We start from the raw sequence: 16,361 nt of genomic DNA, 5'->3' as shown, positions 1-16,361 counted from the left end.
CTCGGTCGGCTCAACCCAAGCTATTGAAAATTGATCAAAAATACTATGGCCGATGAGACCTATAAGCGCGTTTGCCGGGATTGCGGCCATATAACGACCGCGCCGTCACAACGCTGCCAAGCTTGCGGTGGGCGCCGTTTCGTGACGCATTCCGAGCTTTTCACGCTCTCCATCGCCCATATCGACTGCGATGCCTTCTATGCTTCAGTCGAGAAGCGGGACAACCCATCCCTGGTAGATCAACCAGTGATCGTAGGCGGCGGCGGACCGCGAGGCGTCGTTTCTGCCGCCTGTTATATCGCCCGATCTTCGGGGGTACGCTCGGCTATGCCGATGTTCAAGGCACTAGACCTCTGCCCGAAGGCAGTCGTCATCCCGCCGAACATGAGCAAATATGTCGCCGTTGGGCGCGAGGTGCGCGCGATGATGCTGAACCTCACCCCGCTGGTGGAGCCTCTTTCCATCGATGAAGCCTTTCTGGATCTGACGGGAACCGAGACCTTGCATCAAGGCCCGCCCGCCCGGACGCTGGCGCTGTTCGCGAAACGGGTTGAAGCGGAGTTGGGCATCACAGTCTCCATCGGGCTTTCGCACAATAAGCTGCTGGCCAAGATCGCCTCCGACCTCGATAAGCCCCGAGGGTTCGCCATCGTCGGCAAGGCTGAAACGCTCGATTTCCTGTCGCCGCGCCCCGTCACGTTGCTCTGGGGAGTCGGCAAGGCCGCCGCCGCTTCCCTGGCGCGGGAGGGCATCACGACCATTGGCGATATTGCCAAGGTCGATCAGCGCCAATTCATCAAGCGCCATGGCGCCCTGGGCCTGCGACTTGCAAAGTTCGCCCGCGGTGAAGATCCACGCCCGGTCACTCCCGACCGCGAGACCAAATCCATCTCGGTCGAAACAACCCTGGATACCGACATTGCCGAATTCTCGGCCCTGGAAAAGATCCTTTGGCCCCTGACCGAAAAACTGTCCCAGCGCCTGAAAGCCGCCGACAAGGGCGGCACCGGCGTCACCCTGAAGCTTAAGACAGCGGATTTCCAGGGACGCACGCGGTCGGCATCGCTGCCGCCGACGCAACTGGCAGAAAACCTCTGGGATGCCGCCCTGCCCCTGCTGGAGGCGGAGGCCGATGGGCGGACACGCTTCCGGCTGATCGGCATCGGCTGTGACCGGCTGGTACCGGGTGACCGCGCCGATCCGCCCAATCTGCTGGATGCGACCCAGGAGAAACGCCGCAAGGTCGAAACCGCCATGGATCAGGTGCGCGCTAAGCTTGGCAACGGCAGCATCCGCAAGGGGCGCAGCTTCTAAGCGCCTCAAGCGGCGGAGTGATCCGCCTCGAAAGCCGGACGGTCGGGATGGGCCGCGACAACCCGGTTCCGCCCGCTGCGCTTGGCCTGATACAGCGCATTATCAGCAAGCTTCAGGAGTTCATCGACCGTTGCCTCAGCCGGGGGCATGGTCACCGACCCGATGGAGGCCGTGACCGAAATTGTGACGCCAGTGGATAGCGTAACCACGACACCAGCAATCGCCTTACGCAGATCCTCCAAAACCTGCCGGGCTTCATCCTCGTTGGTTTCGATCAGCAGGGCAGCGAATTCCTCGCCGCCAAGGCGTCCAAACAGATCGGTGCTACGCAACCGGGTCCGGCACAGGTCCGCCACCGCGCGCAGCACCATGTCGCCTGCATCATGGCCGTAGGTATCATTCACCGACTTGAAGTGATCGAGATCGATCATCGCCACCGTCAAGGACCCTTCATAGCGGCGCACCCGGGCCAGATCATATTCGGCACGGGCCAGGAAGGCCCGACGGTTCGCTACCCCGGTGAGGGGGTCGACCTCGGCCAGCCAGCGCAGTTCGGCTTCATTCTCCTTCAGGGAGCGGATGGCTTTTTCCAGCTCGACGGTGCGCTGAAGCAGTGCCGTTTCCAGGCTTTTCGCCAACGTGACATCGGTGCCAGTCCCGATGACGCGTACGGGCTGCCCCTGGCGATCACGCTCCACCACGATGCCTCGCGACAGAATCCAGCGGTAAGAACCATCGGAACATAGAATGCGATGCTCATTGCGGAAGACCGGGGTGCGACCCTGAAGATGGTCCGCCATATCGGCCAGGGCCTTCGCTCGATCTTCGGGATGGATGCGCCCTTCCCATTCCTCCGGTCGATTAGAGACATCCTGCTCGCGATAACCCAGCAGCGCCTTCCACCCGGCCGACAGGAATATCTCACGTGTTTGCGGATTCCAGTCCCAAACCCCATCGCCGACGGCATCGAGAGCAAAACGCCAACGCTCCTCCTGTCGCAGCGCAGCAGCCACCTGCAGCCCCTGGTCAGCAGCGCGGCGATGGATCAGGAATATGCAGAGCGCGATAAAACCCGTAAGAGCCAATCCGCCGTAGAAAAGCACCAGTCGGTTTGACAGGCGCTGAGCCTGAATTTCCGCCTCGGCTAGGAACACCAGCACCGTCATCGGAAAATTATGTAAACGCCGCCAACTGCCGACGCGGGGCTCGCCATCAATCGGACTGTCGATGCGATAGGTTCCAAAGGGCGGCAGTTCGCCGGTGTAGAGCTGTTCCAGCAACTGCTGTTGATAGGCGGCAGCGGGAGTCGGGCGGTCTGCAATCACCCGCACGCGCAGAAAACCATCGTTGCCAATGATCGAAACCGCCCCCCCATGCCCAAGGTCGAGCTGGCTGAAAAACCGCTCGAAGAAACCAGGATTGAGAGACAGCGAAGCGACGCCCGCGAATGCCCCCTCTCGATCTGTTAGGCGACGCGACATCTGAATCAGAAGGCGGCCGGTCCCTGCTTCTATCTGCGGGCGGCTGATGTAGGGCACGTCATCGCCTTTAAGGTGACTATCAAAAGCACTCGTACCAGCGATGGAGACAGGGACAGTTTCCCTCAGACTCGAATAGCTCAAACGACCGCTGGCGTCAGCGACCGTCAGTTGGAGGAACAGACCGGGCTGGGTCTTGGATAATTGGGTATAGGCGTTAGAGAGCGCATCACCGCTCTGCATCGCGGCCAAATCGCGCAACTGCACTAGGCTCTGGTCTGCCTGGGCAAAGACGCTGTCGACATGCCGTTCCACCGCGAGCGCCAGATTGGCGGTGGTCGCCCTGGCATCATCAAGGGCATCATTGCGATCATAGCGCCAGGCAAGCCCCACGATGCCCCACACAAGCGCTTCTATCAGCAAGAAGACCGCTGCATAAGGAACCCAAGCCTGCTGTCGGCGAAAGTCCGCCATCGAAATCCCCGGTACACTCTCCCAGGGTGGTTTTATGCACCAGGCTATGGAAGGCGACGACTGTGAGAGCAGTCAGGGAAAGCGCTTTATCCCTAGCATTTCTGCCGGGGCAGCGCCTCCAGCTTGTCCAGCGTAGCCTTTACGGAATAGTCGCCGTAATCGAGCGTCATGCCACGGGCTATGCCATTTTCCAGCAGGGTCATGCCAAGCTCGTAGGTCGGTGTCCCCTCCCCCGGCTCGCCCGCATCGCTGGCATTGAAGAAGGCAATTCGCACCGGCCACCAGCGGGCGCGCAGCAGCGGATCGGTTGCAGCAGCGTCACCAGCATGGACAGCGCCAATTCCGGCCGTCACATCGGACGCGCCTTCCATCAACCCGCCGTCGAAAACCGGCTTGGCGAAGAAATTCTGACCTGCTTTTGCGGCTTCCAGCACGGCGATGGTATGGGCCGAGGGGAAAAGCGTATTGCGCGGAAGATCAAACTTCGACCGTTCGGGCTGGGTAAAGGTCGCTTCACCGCTTTTGCCCGCGCGAGTACGGGCGGTTCCCGCCAGTTCCTCGGTCAGTTCGCCGTCGTTCCACTTCTTGACCGTGAAGCGATACCGGCTGCCGTCCTTCGACTCCCAGGTCACGAAGGAGATATTGAGGTTCAGCTCGTCAGCCTCGTTATAGGCCATCTTCAGCCTATAGCGCTGCTCGATGACCCAACCATCGCAGGCATCCGCCCATTCGAAGAACATCTGGCCCGACGCGCCAACGACTCCGCTGGCAGATTTGGCCTTATCGAGCTTGAGCGTATAGATCGCGCGATGCGGGCGGATATCCGCCGGTCCGGCCAAGGCCGTGCCAGCCAGAAAACAGGTCGCCAATCCCAGGGAGACAGTCTTCTTGAACGCCTGATACATAAAATCCCCTGATCGAAACGCCTGAAGGGCGCAGCGTCGCGACTTAATATGGCATGTTTTAGGCTTAGACGCAGAACAAGCTTAGGCTTAGATGCTAAACAAACTCCGAACCATTTAAGCCTCATCCCGTTTTTGCAGCAACAGATGCCCGAGAACGAGGTGACGCAGCCCAGAGCGATCCATGGTGGAAATCGCATCGGCGGGCGACATCACAATCGGCTCGCCATGGATATTGAAGCTGGTATTCAGCACCGCCCCGATGCCTGTGCGACGCTCGAAAGCAGAAATCAGCGCGTGATACTCCGGATTCCAGTCGGCACGCACGATCTGCGGGCGCAGGGTCCGGTCGCCCTGGTGAGTCGCGGCAATCAGCTTTTCCCGGGCCAGCGGCGTGGCGTTGTAGGAGATCATCATATAGTCGGGCGAGGCTTTGTCCGACATGTCGAAATAGTCCGATGCCCGCTCCTGCAGCACGGACGGGGCAAAGGGCATCCAGAAGTCGCGGCTCTTGATCGCCTGATTGATGAAGGTAACGGTATCAAGGCGCGAGGGATCGGCCAGGATCGATCGGTTGCCGAGCGCGCGAGCGCCGAACTCCATCGCCCCTGAACAGCGCGCGACCACACCGCCCGCCGCCAGAATATCGGCAATGGCTTCGGCCATATCGTCGGGCTGGCTGACGACATAGCGATTGGCCGCCCCCGTCGCCCGGATCGCATCCTCAATCTCCTGCCGATCATAAGAGCGGCCGAGATAGAGGCCTTTCACCGGCGGATGATAGAGCGACGGATCAACCTCCAGCCCTGCCAGCACAGCCGATCCGATAGCCGCGGACTCATCGCCGCTGGACGGCACGACGGCGAAATACTCCACCCCCGGCAGGCGGGTCAGCCGCTGGTTGGCCTTCACATTCATGAAAAAGCCGCCCGCGCAGGCGATATGGCTGACACCCGTGCGCGCCACCCAGGCCGAGATCAGATTCTCCACCTGCTGTTCGACATAGGCTTGCAGCGCCGCCGCGACGTTATCGAAGCGCTGGAAGGCGATGATCTCCGCCAGGGCCGCCTCGCGCTCCATCATGCCCAGGGCCTGCCCGCTAAAAGCACCCGTTAGGGGGTCGAAGCGCAGCAGTTCTTCGAACTTGGCGACCAGAGGCTTCCAATAGGCACCCTTGGCATAGGGCGCGAGGCCCATGATCTTATATTCATGCTCGTAGGCCTTGAACCCCAGCAAGGTCGTCACGCAGGCATAGATCAAGCCCAGCGAATAGGTATCCGGGATCTCCTCCAGCACGATCATCGAGCCGGCTGTATAGAGAGACACCGTGCCGGACTTACCGTCGCCCATGCCGTCGAGCGTGAAAACCAGCCACCGCTCGTTCCGCTTGTCTTCGGGCATGAAGGGCAGCGTCGAATAGGCGTGGGTCATCTGATGATCGAAGAAGCGAATCTTGTCCGCCGGGATGCCGAACTGATTCTGAAAGATCAACGGCAGTTGCGCCCGGTTCTGCGGGAGGTCGAAATCGGTATAGGTCTTAAGCGCCTGGTCGTCATACGCCCGGCCTGCTTCACGCGAGTAGGGACGACCTTCACCAAGCTCGCCGCCCATTACCTGGGGTTGACCGGCACCCTGGGCGATCACCATCATGTGATAAGCGTTATTGTTGGTTACACCGATACCTCTGAGAGCATCATAGCCGCCGGCCTGCTCGACATAACGATTGACCAGATCGACTGGCCAGCAGACGGAATTCTTGAGGCGGGTTTCCCGCTCGTAGCTTTGAAGCGCGACCAGATGACCGTCGGTCATCAGCGCCGCCGTAGCGTTATGCCCTGGGTTAACACCGATGACAGTAATACCACGCGCGCTCGTCACAACCGCCGCCTCTGATCCGTTTTCTCCAAACCGGCATAACATAAAATTTGACCGGCTGTTAGCCGGTCAAATTCAACTTCTGCGATAGGAGTTAGTCTTTCTGCTTGGTCAGCGGAATGTCGATCTTGATCGACAGTTCCTTGAGGCGCGCCACATCGACGGTGTTCGGGGCCTGCATCAGCAGATCTTCGGCCTTCTGGTTCAGCGGGAAAGCCATGATCTCGCGGATATTCGGCTCGTCGGCCAGCAGCATGACGATACGGTCGATGCCGGGAGCGGAACCGCCATGGGGCGGCGCGCCGTACTTGAAGGCATTCAGCATGCCGCCGAACTTGGTCTCGACGTCTTCGGCGCCGTAACCGGCGATCTCGAACGCGCGATACATGATCTCGGGCAGATGGTTACGGATCGCACCCGACGACAGCTCGATACCATTACAGACGATGTCGTACTGGAACGCCTTGATATCCAGCGGATCCATCGTGTTCAGCGCCTCGAGACCGCCCTGCGGCATCGAGAAGGGGTTGTGCGAGAATTCGATCTTGCCGGTGTCTTCGTTCAGCTCGTACATCGGGAAATCGACGATCCAGCAGAAGTGGAAGACGTTCGGATCGATGAGGCCCAACTCGTCGCCCAGCTTCTTGCGGGCGGCACCGGCGAACTTCTCGGCGGCCAGCTTCTTGTTGCAGACGAAGAAGAGCGCATCGCCTGCACCGACACCGGCGGCCTTCGCCATCTCGGCCAGCACATCCTCGGGGATGAACTTGGCGATCGGACCACCGGCCTTGCCGTCCTTGTCCCAGACGATATAGCCAAGACCCGGTGCGCCTTCGCCACGTGCCCAATCGTTGAGCTTGTCGAAGAAGCTGCGCGGCTTATCGGAAACCTGCGGGGCCGGAATGCCGCGCACAACGGCGCCACCGGCAATCGCGGTCTTGAAGGCGTTGAAGGTCACACCCTCGGCCTGGAAGAAGCGGGTCAGATCCGAATTGACGATCGGGTTACGCAGGTCCGGCTTGTCGGAGCCGTACTTCAGCATCGACTCATCATAGGGAATGCGCTGGAACGGGAAGCCGGTGACGGCCTTGCCGTTGGCGAATTCCTCGAACACACCGTGCAGCACGGGTTCGATTGCGGCAAACACGTCGTCCTGGGTGACGAAGCTCATTTCGAAATCGAGCTGATAGAATTCGCCGGGGCTGCGATCAGCACGGGCGTCTTCGTCACGGAAGCAGGGGGCGATCTGGAAATAGCGGTCAAAGCCCGCGACCATCAGCAGCTGCTTGAACTGCTGCGGCGCCTGGGGCAGCGCGTAGAACTTGCCCGGATGCACGCGGCTGGGCACCAGGAAGTCGCGCGCGCCTTCGGGCGAGCTGGAGGTCAGGATCGGGGTCTGGAACTCCATGAAGCCCTGATCGATCATGCGGCGGCGGATCGAGGCGATAACCTTCGAGCGCAGCATGATGTTGTTGTGCAGACGCTCGCGACGCAGATCGAGGAAGCGATAGCGCAGGCGAAGATCTTCAGACGTATCGGCGTCCGAATTGACCTGCAGCGGCACCTGATCGGCCTGGCTCTGGATCGTGAAGACTTCAACCTTCAGTTCGATCTCGCCGGTCGGCAGGTTCTTGTTCACGGTTTCCGGCGTGCGGGTCAGCACCTTGCCGTCGACGGTCACGACGCTTTCGACGCGGATCTGGCTGGCGGTCTCGAAGGCCGGATTATCGCTGTCGATGACGATCTGGGTCAGACCGTAGTGGTCGCGCAGATCGATGAACAGCAACTGGCCGTGGTCGCGCTTGCGATGGACCCAGCCCGAAAGGCGGACGGTCTGACCGGTGTGCGACTTGTTGAGAGCGCCGCAGGTGTGCGTGCGATAAGCGTGCATGGAAGGGTTCACCCTAGATGGAACGGTCCGTATTCGAGTGACAGTTAACTATCACACGATAAAGTCCGTACCAACACCGGGAGGGGCCCTCATGTCAAGGCTGGGTGCCTATTCTGGCACTTTCCCGAAACCGTTCGCACGTGTATAGCAGTGCGATGCTGATCGAAACGACCGAAGCCCTGGCGGCTTTCTGCGACAAGCTCGCGACTGAACCCTATTGCACCGTCGATACTGAATTCGTTCGGGACAAGACCTATTATTCCCAGCTCTGCCTTGTGCAGCTGGCCGGGAAAGCGGGCGCGGTCGCCGTGGATCCGCTGGCGCCGGGCATCGACCTCAAGCCGTTGTTCGACCTGATGGCGAACGAAAAGGTGCTGAAGGTCTTCCATGCCGCCCGCCAGGATCTGGAGATTTTCTATCTGCTGATGGGTCGCATGCCTGCCCCGCTGTGGGACAGTCAGGTCGCCGCCATGGTCTGCGGCTTTGGCGAAAGCGCCTCTTATGAGACGCTGGCAACCAAGCTGGCCAATGCGCGCATCGATAAATCCTCGCGCTTCACCGACTGGTCGCGCCGTCCGCTGACCCAGAAGCAGAGCGATTACGCCATCTCGGACGTGACCCATCTGCGCACGATCTATGAAGTGCTGTCCGCGCGGATCCAGCAGGAAGGCCGCGACGAATGGGTCGCCGAAGAATTGGCGATGCTGACCGATCCCGCGACATATCGTAGCGATCCGGACCGCGCCTGGATGCGCCTGAAGCCCCGCACCTCCAGCCCCAAGTTCCTGTCGATCCTGAAGGAATTGGCGGCCTGGCGTGAGGTCGAGGCGCAGAAGCGCAACCTGCCCCGCCAGCGCATCCTCAAAGACGACGCGCTGCTGGAAGTTGCGGCCCAGGCCCCCGCCAGCGCAGACGACCTGTCCAACAGCCGCGCTATCGGTAAAGGGTTCCTGGAGGGGTCCTTGGGCGAAAGCTTCATGGCTGCCATCCAGCGCGGTCGCGAGACGCCGAATAATCAGGCGCCGAAACTACCCGAACGCCCGGAGCTGCCGCCCGGCCGCGCCCCGCTGGTCGATCTGCTGAAGGTCCTGCTGAAGCTGAAGTGCGAGGCAAATGATGTCGCGCAGAAGCTGATCGCCACCGCCGATGATCTCAATCTGCTGGCGATGGATGACGCTCCGGCGGATCTGCCGTGCCTCAATGGCTGGCGCAAGGTGGTGTTCGGCAACGATGCCCTGGCGCTGAAAAGCGGCAAGATGGCGCTGACGGCCCGCAATGGCGCGATTGATGTGGTGAAGCTGGGGTAGCTACCGGCCTAACTTAACGCGCCTGGACTAGAAGCACGCCTCAAACAAGACCTCGTCATCCCGCACTTGATGCGGGATCTAGGGTGGCCGAACTCTGTTCGGTGTCTCGACGCGGTCTGGCAACACGAGACCCCGCATCAAGTGCGGGGTGACGAAATTTTATCGGAATGGCGGTTACTGTTTGAAGTATATCAAACAAGCGCCCGCAGCACCGGCACATCCCCCGCCTCCAGCGCCGCTTCCATCAGCACCGCCCAGCGTTCCGCCGTCACGGCGTGGTGGAAACAGAGGTTTGCCGCACCGTCGAGGCGAGCGGCGCGTTCCAGCAGCTGGATATCTGCCTCATGCTCGCGGGCAACATGGGGGTCCTCGAAGAAAATCACCGTTGCTCCCGGGCGCTCCAGGATCAGTTCGGCGATTTCGGCGTCACCGCCCTTGGGGCCGCTTTTGAAGGGATGGGTCCATTCCCCCGCCCGCCCGGCAAGCTTTCCCTGCATAAGGGCAACGCCCTTTTCGATCTCCGCCCGGTCCGCAAGCTTATCAGCCAGGATGCCCAGCGGCAGGCTCAGACGTTCACGCACCATCGCCTCATCCGCTTCAGCCTGCCATCCAGCCTTAAGGCGCGCAGGCAAGGTGCCGTTCAGTAGCTCGCCCGTCGTCCCGGTCGATACCCGCTGACGAAAGCGATCCAGCATGGTGAAATGACGGGCCGCGAAATCCAGCATCGTGCCTTTGCGGCTATCATGGGCCACCAAACCCAGAAGACGCCCACCCGGTTGCTCGATTTGAGGTAACGCCTCAACCGGCATCAGCAAAGGGCGGACCTTGGCCGGATCGCGCGCCAAAGCCTCCAGCGTGCAGAACTCCGCCGCCGCCCGCAGAGTGCCGAGGTAAGGTTTGCCGTGGACGACACACTGGCGTTTGATCGCCAGGCTCTCGGGATGCAGCGAAATCGGATCGGCCGGATCTGTCAGATAAATGACCCAATCGACCGCGCGCTGCTCGTTATTTGTCACAATACGGGCCGCGATGGTCGCCATTGCTCCCTCTTCGGCAGGGGGCAGCGGTTCGACCGCCTCGTAATCGGCAAGAATATTATGGACCTGTAATACCCGCCGGACCCCGTCCGTCACCAGCAGGCTTGGTCGGAGCACCTCGCGGAAAACAGGCTCCAGCGCCCTTAACAGGCGCACGAGATCGCTGTTTGGCCCTACCCGGCGCGAGGGACTGGCCAGAATGGCGATGCGAAGAGGAGTTTTTTCCATAAGAGACAGGCTATTGCGCGGAATTTCATAAGGCAACGCTCAAACTGCTTGCCCCAATATCTAAAATTTTACATAAGTCACTTGTCTGTCACAGCAAACCTGTGCGTCTACCCATGTGGAAGACAAGGACTATCCGTGACATAAGACCGAACTAGATTATGTATGCATGCGTATTTTTGGTTGAGGATGAGGGATGAATATCGGGACCTTTGCACGCGCACCGGGCATACGGCTTGAGGTCTTCCTCGTCTCGCTGATCATCAATGTCCTGGCACTCGCGCTGCCGTTGGCGCTGCTGCAGGTTTACGATCGCATTCTCCCGAATCAAGGCTACGCAACGACCACGGTGCTGGTGCTGGCGGTGCTGGGTGCGCTGGCTCTGGAGGCGCTGCTGCGTCTTGCACGGTCATACCTGATGGGTATTCTCGGCATGCGGTTCGAGCGCCGCTGCGCCGAAGCTGCCGTCCAGCACGTGCTGCATGCCGACCTCGATGCCTTTGAGCGGGATAACAGCGGCCTGCATATCGAGCGTATCAATGCCGTTGGCCAGCTGCGCGACTATTATTCCGGCCAGTCGATCCTGACGCTGTACGATCTTCCCTTCGCGGGTGTCTATATGTGGCTGGTCTGGGTGCTGGGCGGCCCGCTGTTCTGGGTCCCGACCATTATGCTGGCGGCCTATATGTTCATCGGCCTGATCTGGGGTGGACGTCTACAGGGGCATGTGGAGCGCCTGACGAACCTTGAAAACCAGCGCATGGGCTTCCTGATCGGTGCCGTCTCCGGCATCCATACCGTCAAGTCACTGGCGATGGAGGAAGGCGTCACCCGCCGCTACGAGACGCTGCAGGAAACCCGTTCGGCTCAGAGCCTGAAGGTCGATCTGATGAATACGGTGCTGCTGGATCTCGGCGCCGCCATCGGCCAGTGGTGCACGATCATGGTGGTCAGCCTGGGCGCGATCCTGGTGCTGAACGACCAGATTTCGACCGGCGCCCTGTCGGCCTGTCTGCTGCTGGCGGGCCGCGCGCTGCAGCCGCTGCAGAATGCCGTCAACTTCTGGACCCGTTTCCAGACGATCACCACTGCCCGCCGCCAGTTGCGCGAACTCTTCGCTCTGCCCAAGGAACATGTGGCTCTCTCGTCCGGTGCCCCATCGACGCTGGAAGGGGCGGTGCAACTAGACCATGTGTCCTTCAAGTTCCCCGGTGCCGACCGCGCGCTGCTGGACGATATCAGCCTGAAGGTACCCGCTGGTGAGATCATCGCCATTTCCGGCATCAACGGGTCCGGCAAGTCGGTGCTGATGTCGATCATCGCCGGTTTGCAGCAGCCCAGCGATGGCCGTGTGCTGCTCGATGGGCTTGAGCCCTATCGTCATGACCCGACGGTCCTCGACGATCAGGTCGCCTATATGGCCCAGCGCGAGCAGCTGTTCCGCGGCACGATCCTCGAAAATCTGTCGATGTTCCGCCCGGAACGTCGCGACCGCTCCGCCATGCTCGCCCGCCTGACCGGCCTTGCCGAAACCGTGTCGAACCTGCCCCAGGGCTATCGCACCATGGTCAGCGACGGCGCGCAGGAATTCCTGCCACGCGGCGTTATCCAGCAGATCGCCATCGTCCGCGCGCTGGCGGGCGATCCGCGCCTGATCCTGTTCGATGAAGCCAATACGGCGATGGACGATCTGGCCGACCGCGCCTTCAAGAAGCTGCTGACCGAAATGAAGGGCAAGGCCACCGCGATCCTGGTGACCCATCGCCCGTCGATCATGCGCCTTGCCGACCGCACCTTCCGCCTGGAAGACGGCAAGCTGAATGAATTCAAGATGGAGTCACTGCCGGTGCGCCCGCCCGCCCCGCCCGCTCCCCCGGCCGCGCCGCCGACGGCCTCCACGCCGATGCAGCCCCCGGCGCAGCGCCCGGTGGCCCCGCCCGCACAGGCCCGCGCCCCGCAGGCTCAGCCGCAGCAGCCCCAGGCCGCTCCGCCCAAGGCCCCGCAACCGCTCCAGCCACAACCGCTTCAGCCGAGGGCAGCCACGGGCCCCGGTCCGGCGCCTGCCCCTGCTGCTGGCGGTCCGCCGCCGGTGTCGCTGTCCGTTCTGAAACCGGTTCCCGCCGCACCGAGCGAGCCGCCGCCCCCGCCGCAGCCGCTGAAACTTTCGATGAAGCGCCCCACTCCACCCGACGCCCCGTCCGCGCCTGAAAAAGGCCCCTCGGACGAGCCGCCGAAGGCCGGTTGAGGGGAGCCACAGAGATTATGACCACAGCACGCCTCTCCCACACCTCCCCGCTCGACGATGGCGGTAAAAGCTGGAAGCGCCTCAATTCCTTCGGGATCGGCGGTCTTTCAGAACTCGCCAATCGCGGCGATCTCGCGGCCTGCCTGCCCGCTCTGCTGACTGCGCTGGAATGGAAGGGCTCGCCCCGCCTTCTGGCCGAAATGCTGCCGTCGGGCGAGGATCGGATCGATCTGACCGATTTCCTGAACCTGCTGCGCCGTGTCGGCTACGAAGGGGCATTTGCCCTGGAGCGGCTACCCCGGGAAATCGTTGAAGCCGACCTGCCCTGCATGGTGCTGCCGGGCCGCCGCCCTGCTTACGTCGTGCTGGCATCAGAGCCCAAGCGTCTGCAGATCTTCCGGCCCGAAACCGGCGAGATCGACTGGATCCCCCGCCGCCGTGCCACGGGAGAGCTGCTGCTGATCGGCCCCGACGCCGCCGCTGTCGCCGCCCTCGCAGCCCAGCCGGGCGCGCCGATCAATCCGCCGGGAACCTCCTGGTTCCGCCTGAAGATGATCAACTTCAAGCGGCTGGTCTGGCTGTCGGTCTTCCTGACCGTCATGGCCAACCTGCTGGGCCTATCCGTCTCGATCTTCACGATGGCTGTCTATGACGTGGTCATCGGGGCCCATGCGCCCGAGACTCTGATCCTGCTGGCAGCGGGCGCCTTCCTCGGGTCCTTGCTGGAATTCGGCGCGCGGCGTCTGCGAACCCGCACCATGACCTATGCGGGCGCCAAGATGTCCCTGATGGTCGGCAATTCGGTCTTCGGGCGCCTGGTGGCCCTGCCCGCCATGCTGACGGAACGCGCCAGCATCTCGGCCCAGATCGCCCGCATCAAGGATCTGGAGCGCGTCCGCGATCTGCTGACCGGCCCAATTGCCCAGTCCGCCATCGATCTGCCGTTCGTCATCATCTTCCTGGTGGCGCTGTTCTTCATCGGCGGCCCGATTGCCTTTGTGCCGCTGGTAGCGATCCTGATCTATGTGCTGATGGCCGTCGGCGTGTCCGGCATCGTCAACCGCTCGGTCTCCATCGCCTCGAAGGCCAATGCCCAACGCCAGGAACTGGTGCTGGAAGTGATCGAGAAGATGCGCATCATCCGCCTTAGCCGGAATGGCGAGGCGATGCTGAAGCGCTATCGCGAAATCAACACCGAGGCGGTCGGCGCCAACCATCGCAGTGCCACCATCTCGGCCACGATCCAGCAGGTGAGCTATTTCGTGACCATGGCGGCGGGCCTTGCCACCATTGTCGCGGGTATCCACTTCGTGCTGGCCGGAACCATGACTGCCGGTGGCCTGATCGGGTCGACCATGCTGGTCTGGCGCGTCCTGCAGCCGGTTCAGGGCGCCTTCATCGCCCTCTCGCGCATGAAGCAGCTTGGCTCGTCGATCCAGCAGATCGACAATCTGATGAACCTGTCGCCCGAGCGTCTGCCCGGAACTGTTGCCGCCCCCATCGCCCGGGTGGACGGCCGCATCGCCATGGCCCGCGTCACCTTCCGCTATGGCCGCGAGACCGACCCGGTGTTGGCCAACATAAACTTCGATGTCATGCCCGGCGAGATGGTTGCCCTGATCGGCCGGTCGGGCGCGGGCAAATCGACACTGGTGAAGCTGCTGACGGGCCTCTATCAGACCCCTGTCGGGTCGGTCCGCATCGATGACCGCGACCTGCGCCAGTATGATCCGCTCGAGCTGCGCCACGTGATCGGCTATGTGCCGCAGCGCCCGCAGGTCTTCAACGGTTCGATCGCCGACAACATCCGCTTTGCGGTGCCGCTGGTCACCGACGAAGAAATCTGGGAAGCGCTGGACGCCGTGGGTGCCGCCGACGAAGTACGCGCTTTGTCCGATGGTCTCGAAACCGTCATCGATACGCGTAATATGAATGCGTTGCCCACCAGCCTCGTGGTTCGATTGTCCATCGCGCGCGCCTTTGCCAAGAAGAGCCGGATCCTGCTGCTGGACGATCCCGTCAGCACGCTCGACGACGCTTCGGAACAAATTTTCATGAACACACTGGAAAAACTGCGCGGCAAAGCCACCATCATCCTGGTGACTCACAGGCCAAGCCATATCCGCAAATGCGACAAGGTCCTGATCCTCGAAGCAGGCCTTGCCAAATATTACGGTCCTTTGAGCGGCATCAATAATGCCGTCATCCTGGAGTCGATCTGATGACTACCGCCAGCCTCGAGCAACCCACCCCCCCGGCTCCCTCGCCCGTCATCGCGGTTCAGCGCAAGCGCCGGTCGCTGGCAGCGGGAGCCGGGGACGATGACCGGATCGCAACCGGCCTCGTGCATGCGGGTGTCCTGCTGTCGCTCGTGACCGTGGTCGGCTTCTTTGCCTGGGCCTCCGTCGCGCCGGTCAACGAAGTCGCCACCACCACCGGCGAAGTCGTCCCGGCGGGCCAGGTCCAGACGGTTCAGCATCTTGAGGGCGGCATCATCGCCGAACTCTTCGTCCGGGAAGGCGAGTTGGTGGATGCCGGTCAGCCGATCGTGCGTTTCGACAGCGCCTCGGCCGAAGCCGAACGCGCCCGCCTGATGGCGCGCCTGACCGCCCTGCGTGTCCAGGTGGAGCGCCAGCGCGCCTTTGCCGAAGGCGACGCCCCGCGCTGGGCCGTCTTCGCCGAGGTCGAACCCGCGATTATCTTCGACCAGCAGCGGCTTTATAATGCGCAGATGGATGCCAAGCGCACCCAGATTGCGGTTATCGAGCAGCAGATCGCGTCGAAAACGGCCGAAATCGCCAGCATGCGGCAGACGCGCGAGACGCTGCTGACCCAGATCTCGCTGCTGAACGAGGAAAAATCGATCCGCGAGGATCTGTTCCGCCGCGAACTCAATTCGCGCCTGACCCTTCTGTCGGCGCGCCTGCAGCTGAATTCGGCCGAGACCGAGGTGAAACGCCTCAATACCGGCATGGAAAGCGCGGGCCAGGAGATCCAGGAACTCAAGAACCGGATCGTCGATACCGAAGCTCAACTGCGCAAGGAAGCGCTTGATCGCCTCAATCAGGCGTCATCGGAAATCGTCGAAGTGCAGAAGACTCTTGCGGGCCTCGATGACCGGGTGCAGCGCCTGACCGTGCTGTCTCCCGTGCGGGGGCTTGTTCAGCAGATTCCAGTTAAAACCCCCGGCGGTGTCATCGCCCCAGCCGGTATGGTTGCACAGGTTGTGCCGGTGGATGACGAGCTTATTGTGGAGGCGAAGGTATCAGCCCGCGATATCGGCTTCGTTCAGGCTGGGCAAGTCGCTCGCGTCAAGATCGGCGCTTATGACTTCACACGCTTTGGTATTGTGGAAGGTCATGTTTTGTCTATCTCGGCAACTACGTTCTTAGACGAACAAAAGAACCCTTACTATAAGGCGAAGATCAAAGTCCTTCATCCTTATGTCGGCGATGACCCCACGAAAAGACCACTCCTTCCGGGCATGACTGCTCAAGCAGACATCGCTACCGGGCAGAAAACCGTGCTCCAGTATATTTTGAAACCCATCTATGCAACGATAGATTCGGCGTTTCGGGAGCGGTAATAATTTGTTAGGATGTTTATCTTGGCA

10 protein-coding genes are annotated in these 16,361 nt (G+C 61.5%); 5 read left to right on the top strand and 5 right to left on the bottom strand.

The window, feature by feature from the left end; all coding sequences use genetic code 11:
- The first annotated feature begins 45 nt into the window (after positions 1-45).
- Positions 46-1,314 (top strand): DNA polymerase IV, encoded by a 1,269-nt coding sequence (locus ACFSM5_RS18700; protein WP_379878095.1) that lies wholly within the window; start codon positions 46-48, stop codon positions 1,312-1,314.
- Positions 1,315-1,319: 5 nt separating this feature from the next.
- Here ACFSM5_RS18700 and ACFSM5_RS18695 read toward each other — a convergent pair whose 3' ends face one another.
- The 4 genes from ACFSM5_RS18695 to aspS all read right to left on the bottom strand — a co-directional run bounded on the left by ACFSM5_RS18695 (position 1,320) and on the right by aspS (position 7,934).
- Positions 1,320-3,266: a sensor domain-containing diguanylate cyclase gene (locus ACFSM5_RS18695; RefSeq protein ID WP_379878094.1), complete on the bottom strand. Its 1,947-nt coding sequence runs from the start codon at positions 3,264-3,266 to the stop codon at positions 1,320-1,322.
- 92 nt (positions 3,267-3,358) lie between these two features.
- On the bottom strand, positions 3,359-4,171 hold the full coding sequence (locus ACFSM5_RS18690; protein WP_379878093.1) for a cell envelope integrity EipB family protein: 813 nt from the start codon (positions 4,169-4,171) through the stop codon (positions 3,359-3,361).
- Positions 4,172-4,285: 114 nt separating this feature from the next.
- On the bottom strand, positions 4,286-6,046 hold the full coding sequence (locus tag ACFSM5_RS18685; RefSeq protein WP_379878092.1) for a carbamoyltransferase C-terminal domain-containing protein: 1,761 nt from the start codon (positions 6,044-6,046) through the stop codon (positions 4,286-4,288).
- A gap of 91 nt (positions 6,047-6,137) precedes the next feature.
- Entirely contained in the window at positions 6,138-7,934 is a 1,797-nt protein-coding gene (gene aspS, locus ACFSM5_RS18680; protein ID WP_379878091.1) for an aspartate--tRNA ligase, read from the bottom strand.
- A gap of 155 nt (positions 7,935-8,089) precedes the next feature.
- Between aspS and rnd the strand changes: the two genes are divergently transcribed.
- Positions 8,090-9,241: a ribonuclease D gene (gene rnd / locus ACFSM5_RS18675; RefSeq protein WP_379878090.1), complete on the top strand. Its 1,152-nt coding sequence runs from the start codon at positions 8,090-8,092 to the stop codon at positions 9,239-9,241.
- Between the two features lie 191 nt (positions 9,242-9,432).
- Here rnd and ACFSM5_RS18670 read toward each other — a convergent pair whose 3' ends face one another.
- Positions 9,433-10,506, bottom strand: a complete 1,074-nt coding sequence (locus ACFSM5_RS18670; protein ID WP_379878088.1) for a methylglyoxal synthase — start codon at positions 10,504-10,506, stop codon at positions 9,433-9,435.
- Between the two features lie 193 nt (positions 10,507-10,699).
- Here ACFSM5_RS18670 and ACFSM5_RS18665 point away from each other — a divergent pair, with 193 nt between their 5' ends.
- Genes ACFSM5_RS18665 through ACFSM5_RS18655 form a run of 3 tightly spaced genes read left to right on the top strand, consistent with a single transcriptional unit; the run spans position 10,700 to position 16,334 of the window.
- Positions 10,700-12,748: a peptidase domain-containing ABC transporter gene (locus tag ACFSM5_RS18665; protein ID WP_379878086.1), complete on the top strand. Its 2,049-nt coding sequence runs from the start codon at positions 10,700-10,702 to the stop codon at positions 12,746-12,748.
- A 17-nt stretch (positions 12,749-12,765) separates the two neighbouring features.
- Positions 12,766-14,970, top strand: a complete 2,205-nt coding sequence (locus ACFSM5_RS18660; RefSeq protein ID WP_379878084.1) for a peptidase domain-containing ABC transporter — start codon at positions 12,766-12,768, stop codon at positions 14,968-14,970.
- Entirely contained in the window at positions 14,970-16,334 is a 1,365-nt protein-coding gene (locus ACFSM5_RS18655) for an HlyD family type I secretion periplasmic adaptor subunit (protein ID WP_379878083.1), read from the top strand. Before ACFSM5_RS18660 ends, ACFSM5_RS18655 begins: the two co-directional genes overlap by 1 nt.
- The last annotated feature ends 27 nt before the right edge of the window (positions 16,335-16,361 follow it).

Origin of the sequence: Lacibacterium aquatile (genome assembly GCF_042683105.1) — a bacterium.
In the GTDB taxonomy this organism is placed as follows: Bacteria; Pseudomonadota; Alphaproteobacteria; order Elsterales; family Elsteraceae; genus Lacibacterium; species Lacibacterium aquatile.
This window is presented reverse-complemented; position numbering and strand designations above follow the sequence as displayed.

Bases quoted from the DNA above. Each gene is read 5' to 3' on its own strand.
- ACFSM5_RS18700 (WP_379878095.1), top strand. From the start codon at position 46: ATGGCCGATGAGACCTATAAGCGCGTTTGCCGGGATTGCGGCCATATA.
- ACFSM5_RS18695 (WP_379878094.1), bottom strand. From the start codon at position 3,266: ATGGCGGACTTTCGCCGACAGCAGGCTTGGGTTCCTTATGCAGCGGTC.
- ACFSM5_RS18690 (WP_379878093.1), bottom strand. From the start codon at position 4,171: ATGTATCAGGCGTTCAAGAAGACTGTCTCCCTGGGATTGGCGACCTGT.
- aspS (WP_379878091.1), bottom strand. From the start codon at position 7,934: ATGCACGCTTATCGCACGCACACCTGCGGCGCTCTCAACAAGTCGCAC.
- rnd (WP_379878090.1), top strand. From the start codon at position 8,090: ATGCTGATCGAAACGACCGAAGCCCTGGCGGCTTTCTGCGACAAGCTC.
- ACFSM5_RS18670 (WP_379878088.1), bottom strand. From the start codon at position 10,506: ATGGAAAAAACTCCTCTTCGCATCGCCATTCTGGCCAGTCCCTCGCGC.
- ACFSM5_RS18665 (WP_379878086.1), top strand. From the start codon at position 10,700: ATGAATATCGGGACCTTTGCACGCGCACCGGGCATACGGCTTGAGGTC.
- ACFSM5_RS18660 (WP_379878084.1), top strand. From the start codon at position 12,766: ATGACCACAGCACGCCTCTCCCACACCTCCCCGCTCGACGATGGCGGT.
- ACFSM5_RS18655 (WP_379878083.1), top strand. From the start codon at position 14,970: ATGACTACCGCCAGCCTCGAGCAACCCACCCCCCCGGCTCCCTCGCCC.